Below are 6,501 nucleotides of genomic sequence, written 5' to 3'. Positions count from 1 at the left end.
CGCGGGAACAGGCGAGGATCGCCTCTCCACGGTAGCCCGCAGCCGGGCCGCCCGACCAGATGGAGGATGCGCCTGGCCGGGACGGGCAAGAGCGCCGGGACAGGAAAGGACTCGCTGGTCCGGGCGCTCTTGCCCCCCTCAAGCGCGGGCCGGTTCCCCCCAGAAAGCCGACCGGCACGGACACCAGTGCTATCACAAGAGGCTGCCCGCAAGCGGTTCAACCGGGGCGCGGGTGCGGCGCGGGCGACAAGGGTCACCAGATGGCTCGGGGCGGGCTCCACGAGGCCGCGCGGCGCAAGCTGGGTCATGAACGGTCTTTGACCCATCCGCCTGCCGGCCGGGGCCCGGCGTGGTCATCGTGCCGACCGGCAGCACGCACACGCGTACGAACACCAGGCGCCGGCGCCGATCGGGCGTTACGTCGCGCAGGTGCTCACCGTTGCCAGGGGTGGGCGTCCAGTCCGTTGAGGATCTGCGTCACGGCCGAGACCGTCTGCGCCAGCTCGCGCCGGACCCGGCCGGTCCTCGGGGTGACGTCGGCGTGGTGCTCGGCAGCCGGGTCGATCCACTCGTGCCGGTCCTCGAAGTCGGCCTCGCCGAACAGCAGCGGCCGCCACTCGGTCGTCGCGGCAGGCTCCCGCTCGCCGGCGTACTCGTTCGGCCACACCATCAGCCACCGGTCGAACTCAGGCCACTTGATAGCCAGGATGTGCTCGTAGCGGTGAATGCGAATCTTCGGCGCGTTCTGGTGCGCGGCCGCGGCCGGCAGCGGGTGCTCGGCGACGAAGGTGCCGCTGCCCCGCCGGGAGACGATCAGCCCCTCGGCGCGTAGCACCCGAAGCGCCGCCTGCACCGTGGCGCGCGCAGGCGTTGCGCGCCAATAGCGCGCTCGGCCACTGGCCCGCGGCGGTGCTGAGCCGCTGGCGGCTCGGCCATGCGCTGGTACGGCTGGGCGAGCCACGCGACGAGCTGCTCCTGGCGGAGAAGGAGGCCGCCGAGCTGGGTATGGCGCTCCCCGAAGTGCGAGGCACGCAGGCATCGTCAGTGGCGCTTTGCTCCAACAGCGGGCGCTGGTGGCGGATCGAGCTGGCCGGCCGTACCGCGCTGGTCAAGTCGAGCGTGGGCATGCGCCACCTTTCCGTCCTCATCGCCAACCCCCGGCGGGAGATCCGCGCCATCGATCTCGTCGCCGGTGTGGAGGACACGCCGGCCCCCTCCGCCCAACCCGTTCTGGACGAGTACGCGGAACGCACCTACACGGCGCGGTTGACTCAGCTCGAAGAGGAGATCGGCGAGCTGGAGGCCGCCAACGACCTGGAGCGTGCCGCGGCGCTTCGTGTCGAGCGTGACTGGCTGGTCTCGGAGCTGACCGCGAGCACCGGACTGGGCGGCCGGGCGCGCACCTTCACCGATGACCATGAACGGGCCAGGGTCGCGGTGAGCAAGGCCATCCGGCGGGCGCTGACGCATATCGCCGAGGCGGATGAGGTGATCGGCGCGGAGCTGCGCGCCACCGTGCAGACGGGCATCAGATGCGCCTAGGTGCCTCGATGATGGGCGGCAGCTCCGCGGCCGGGTTTAGCAGATCAGGACAACCGTCACGGTCACCTGGTCTTGGCGGGTGATATTGGCATTGTCGGTCGCTTGCAGCGTGAGGTTGTGGTTGTACTGATTACAGCCGCCCTTGAGCTTGACGGTGGCCTGGAGCGTGTTGGCGATCTGGACGCCGTTGTCGAACCACTTCACGGTGACCGGATTGCCCTCGGGGTCGGTGGCGGTGCCGTTCAGGGATATCTCGTGGTACCAGCCGGTCGCGTCACTTCCGTTGACCGAGAGCAGCGCGCCGTTCGCCGGGTTAGTCACGTGGACCACGGGCGGTTTGTTGGCCCCGTCGGCCTGGATGACGATGGGGATCGTCTCCTGATCGCACTGGTTGGCCGCATCGCAGCCCTTGAGCGTCACCGTGTGATTGCCCACCGCTGCGCCGGTGTTGACCGTCGGGTTGTGCCCCGTCGCGAAGGGCGTGGTGGCGTTGTCGAGGTACCACTTCATCGCGCTTTCAGCCAGCGGCCCCAAGTCGTCCTGGCTGGTGGCGTGGAACGGGATCAGCTCGGACTTGTCGAAGGTGGGTGTCATGGTCGGCGACTTGGGCCCGGTGACCTTCACATCCGGGACGTAATCCACCGAGGTCACCGTGATCTGCTCCATGGCCGATTCCCCGTTGGAGAAGGCGGCCGTCGCGGTGATCGTATGGGTTCCGGCGGGAATCGTGGCCTGGATCTGCGGGCCCGTACCGATAACCACACCGCCTCGCCGCCAGGTGAGTGTGGGGCCCGGGCCGTACAGCGAAGCCTTGAACGGGGTCGGGCTGGCCGCCGAGATCACCGCCCCGTTCGACGGAGTAGTGATCTTGACCGTGGCCGGTAGCGCCTCCTGGACTGCTCCCAGCGCGTGGACCACCTTCCTGTTGACCTTGCCGTCGGGGCTATGGCGCATGTTGTCGAAGAGGATGTTCTCGATCGTGTCGATGTTCTGGGCCGGGTTCGCAGCGATGAGCAGTGCCGCAACCCCAGCCGTGTACGGCGTGGAGAAGCTGGTGCCGTGGATCTCGGTCGTCACGCTCGCGTCGGGAGTTGCCGGGTTAGGGCCGGACAGCACGCTGTACGGCGCGTAGATACTGACGTCCTCGTTTCCGTAATTGGAGTGCACGTGGCGGTTCAGCGAGTTGTGCGCGAGGCCGCCGACACAGATCACGCCGGCGTTCTCACACGGGGTATGCCAGGTCTTCTCCCACTTGAAGATCCAGCCGGTGGTGGCGTCGACGTTGGCTCCCTCGTTGCCCGCTGACGCGAAGATCAAGATGTTGTGCACGTTCCTGATCCACCAGGTGAAGGAGTCGAAGGGCAGCACCATCCAGGCCAGGTACCACGGCACTGGCATTCGCTGACTGATGCTGATGATCTTGTTGCCGCCGGCGGCCGCTTGTCCGATCGCGACCATGAGTTGGAAGAAGTCGCCGGTTGTCCAGATGCCGGTCGGCCTGGCCACCGGGCCTGCCGTGCCTGCCGTACCGACCTGGTTGCCTGGCACGGCGGCGATCGAGTCCAGGACCTTGGTGCCGTGCCAGGGTGAGTCCCAGGGGAACTGAGTGCTCGGGCCAAACAGAGGGGCCGAAGTGGTGAGCGTGGTCGAGGGCGGGTGATCGATGGTGCCGGCGAACCCGCGGTCGAGCACGGCGACCTTGACCTTGTTGTCCAGTTTGCCGACCGAGTTGAGTAGCTGCCAGGCGGCGGGCACGCCGATGTCCTGCGTGCTGCCTTGCTTGAGGTTCACCCAATTGAAGGAGTTCCGGCTGTAACCCCCTGTGCTGTACGCGGCCGGCCCGCTCGCTGCTTCGGGGGTGCTACCGCTGGGGATGTCGTCTTGCTTGCTCACCCAGTTGACGGCGACCTTTTCCGTTGTGGCAGCGGCCGTGAGTAGTTCCAGGCCCGCACGGCTGGACACCGCCACCGATTCGGCCTTGTTCTTGTCGGGGTTGAGCGCCGACAGCGCGTGGCTCAACTGCTCGGGGTTGGCGGTCGTGGTATCGATCTTGATCAGGTAGTGGCTGAGGTCGTCCTGCTCCACCTTGTTCACGACCTTGCCGTTCCACTTGGCAAGAACGGCTTCCAGCTCCGACTGGTTCGACGTGGTGACGACGAGTTCGTCGGCGACGAAGTCCATCGGCGTCCCGTCCGAGTCGGTGAGGCTGGCCAGCGGCCGATCATCGGGCAGCTTGTCGCCCTGGGGCTTGGCACGGTCAGGGTCCACGTAGAAGTCGAGCGGTCCCTCGCATTCCCTCAACTCGGTGAAGATGCGGGCGCGAAGGGTTCCAGCTCGCCTCGCGAGTTGGTCCAGGCCGTTGCGAGTGGCGTTGAGCTGGGCGAGCTGGTCGACGTTCCAGCTCCCGTTGTCGATCACCTCTTGCAGGGCCCGCACCTGGTCACGGGCGAGCCGGGCGAAGGACAGCAGCCCATCGGCCGCCTCACACGGGTCCGCGGACTGGGCCTTCTCCACGCCCTCCTTCAAAGAGGTGGCGACCTGCTCGTCCATGGGAGCAGGCCCGTGCCTTTGCGTCTCGATCACCCGGTTCAGCTCTTCCTTGAGCAGGGAGATCTCGTTTTCGATGGGGGATGCGGCCTGCGCTTCGGCTGGGACGCCCAGGAACGTGGCGATCAGGACCGCAACCAGAAGTGACCTTAGAGATAAAGATCGCATACCCCATGGGCGTGACATTCCGTTCCATCACGCGTCACGACGCCGCGTCCCCGCGTTCTTCGGCGATCTCCCTACGGGCGGTTCACCACTTGCGGCCAAGCAGATCAGCAGTACGGCGGCGCCGACGAGCTACGGGGTCGGCCGATCCACCGCCTACGAGGCACTGGCCGGCTCGCAGGAAGACGATCAGGCCGCACGCGCCAAACTGGAAACCATCCTGGCGGCCCTGCCCGCAGACAACCGCCCAACGCCCTCAACCGCCGCCTACGACGAACTGCTCAGCCGGACACCAGGCACCCCGGCCTGATTCGTTCCCACGGTTTCTCCCGGTCTCCGTATTGGCACTCTCTGCACGGATCTCGGGCAATTCGTGCAGAGCACGTCTCGCGCTGTGTGGTTCGCGATATTTCTGAAGTTCCTGCCGACCAGGCAGTTCCGTGATTGCGGCTTGAGAAAGTCGCTTCACGCGGAAACGGCATCTCCATCGACGAACCTCCAGAGGCGGACATGCTCTATGAAGCACACTGGTCCGGCCAAACGCAGTTGCGGCCATGGCAGCGGCTTTGATGGCTGGAGGGATGTCGGCGAGCGCGAGTACGGCATCCGTAAGTTCCGCCTCCGCCAGTGACGAGTCCCAGATCATGAGAACCTACATTTTCGGGGACTACCTGTCGCAAAAGCAGCGCGACACCCCAGGTTTCAGCATGTTGATCAATGGGATGATCAAGAGCTACTCATGCAGCTTGCCGGGCCCGGTTGGGAGCAGGCTCCCAGCCGACAATCGTCCGCGCGGACGACGAGACCCGGTCCCGATCGGCTGAGGATGGAAGTCATGATCACACAAGGATCCCCTGGACATTCCCATGGGGCGATGAGATCCGTGACGCCGAGGTGCGGACCATGAAGAAGACTTTCGCGATCCTCGCTGCCACGGCGGCCATCGCAGCGCTCCCACCGGCGGCGCCAGTCTCGGCGGCGGCCGGGGCCGGACGGCTGACCTGGGGCGAGTGCTCGAACACGACGCTTCCCTCGCCCACGGAGTGCGCCTCGATCGAAGTGCCGGTGAACTGGGCCGAGCCCGGCGGCAGGAAGATCCGGCTGGACCTCGCCCGGCTGCCCGCCACCGAACCCGACCGCCGGATCGGTAGCGTCCTGGAAGTGACCGGCGGACCCGGGAGCAGCGGCATCCCCGAGGTGAAGTTCGCCGCGTCCAATCTCAAGGAACTGGGCCGCCGCTTCGACCTCGTCTTCTTCCAGACGCGCACCAGCCTGTGGTTCAGAAACATGCCCAAGGTCTGCTGGAAGCCCGGCACCCAAATGGAAGACCCTCGCAGCCGCAAGCGCTACACCGCCCAGACCGCCGCGATGACCAGGTCCTTCCTCGCCTGCCAGAAGGCAGACGCCACCGGCCTGTTCGCACATGTGGACTCCATGTCGATGGCCAGGGACATGGAGGCGATCCGGGCGGTGCTGGGCGAGGAGCGGCTCAGCATTGTGGCCCACTCCTACGGTGGGGTGCCCTCCATCGCCTACGCCCGCCTGTTCCCGCAGCGGATCCGGGCCCTGTACGCCGACGGCGTGATCAACCAGGCCGCAGGCTTCAACGACCAGATGCTCCGGATATCGACCGTCTTCGAGGAGAAGTTCAAGGAGTTCACCGCCTGGTGCGCGGACACCCCCGCCTGCGCGCTGCACGGCGAGGACGCCGAAGCCGTATGGCGCGCACTCGTCCGCGCAGCCGACCGCAAGCCGATCCCCGGCACCTCTGCCGAGTTCGGCAAGGGCGAGATGACCGGATGGATGCTGCGGCAACACGCCTTCACCCATGCGGTCGACCCGGGCAAGGACCACGCGAACTGGCTGGCCTTCGCCAAGTCGGTCGACAAGGCTCGGCGCGGGGACGGCTCCGGGTTCGGCGATCAGGTCATCACCGGCACCAGCGTCTGGAGCACGCCCGGCGTCCTGGCGATGAGTTGCGGCGACGGTCGTGGCTTCGCCGACTATGGCGAACTGCGGAACTACCGTCGCACGGCGGAGAAGACCAGGCCGAATCTCGGCTCCGTCCGGATCGAAGGCGTCGCGTGCACAGGCTGGCCGCTGAAGGTGGCCAACCCGGTCCGTCCGCTCCCGTCGCACGGCCTCCCGCCGATCTTGGGCGTGGGAAGCACGTACGGCGACGTGGTGACGACCCGGACCCTCACCGAGATGATCCCGGGTTCGGTGACCGTCACCTACGAGGGACCC

5 protein-coding genes are annotated in these 6,501 nt (G+C 66.8%); 3 read left to right on the top strand and 2 right to left on the bottom strand.

The window, feature by feature from the left end; all coding sequences use genetic code 11:
• Positions 1–433: 433 nt before the first annotated feature.
• A complete protein-coding gene (locus ACIBI5_RS54155; protein WP_397259639.1) occupies positions 434–853 on the bottom strand; it encodes a hypothetical protein in 420 nt (139 codons plus the stop codon).
• A 17-nt stretch (positions 854–870) separates the two neighbouring features.
• On the opposite strand from ACIBI5_RS54155, the gene ACIBI5_RS54150 reads away from it, so the two are divergent.
• On the top strand, positions 871–1,542 hold the full coding sequence (locus ACIBI5_RS54150; RefSeq protein ID WP_397259637.1) for a hypothetical protein: 672 nt from the start codon (positions 871–873) through the stop codon (positions 1,540–1,542).
• A gap of 36 nt (positions 1,543–1,578) precedes the next feature.
• On the opposite strand, the gene ACIBI5_RS54145 is transcribed toward ACIBI5_RS54150, so the two are convergent.
• On the bottom strand, positions 1,579–4,092 hold the full coding sequence (locus tag ACIBI5_RS54145; RefSeq protein WP_397259635.1) for a S8 family serine peptidase: 2,514 nt from the start codon (positions 4,090–4,092) through the stop codon (positions 1,579–1,581).
• 115 nt (positions 4,093–4,207) lie between these two features.
• On the opposite strand from ACIBI5_RS54145, the gene ACIBI5_RS54140 reads away from it, so the two are divergent.
• Together ACIBI5_RS54140 and ACIBI5_RS54135 are read left to right on the top strand one after the other, a co-directional pair.
• Entirely contained in the window at positions 4,208–4,564 is a 357-nt protein-coding gene (locus ACIBI5_RS54140) for a hypothetical protein (protein ID WP_397259633.1), read from the top strand.
• 593 nt (positions 4,565–5,157) lie between these two features.
• Positions 5,158–6,501: alpha/beta fold hydrolase (locus tag ACIBI5_RS54135; protein WP_397259631.1), on the top strand; the 1,344-nt coding region annotated here is incomplete at its 3' end.

The sequence above is a fragment of the Nonomuraea sp. NPDC050540 genome, from assembly GCF_044457485.1.
GTDB lineage: Bacteria > Actinomycetota > Actinomycetes > Streptosporangiales > Streptosporangiaceae > Nonomuraea.
Note: the sequence above shows the minus strand (reverse complement) of the source record. Positions and strands in the feature narration are given on the sequence as shown.

Coding starts and splice junctions, on each gene's coding strand:
- ACIBI5_RS54145 (WP_397259635.1), bottom strand. CDS start 4,092: ATGGACGAGCAGGTCGCCACCTCTTTGAAGGAGGGCGTGGAGAAGGCC.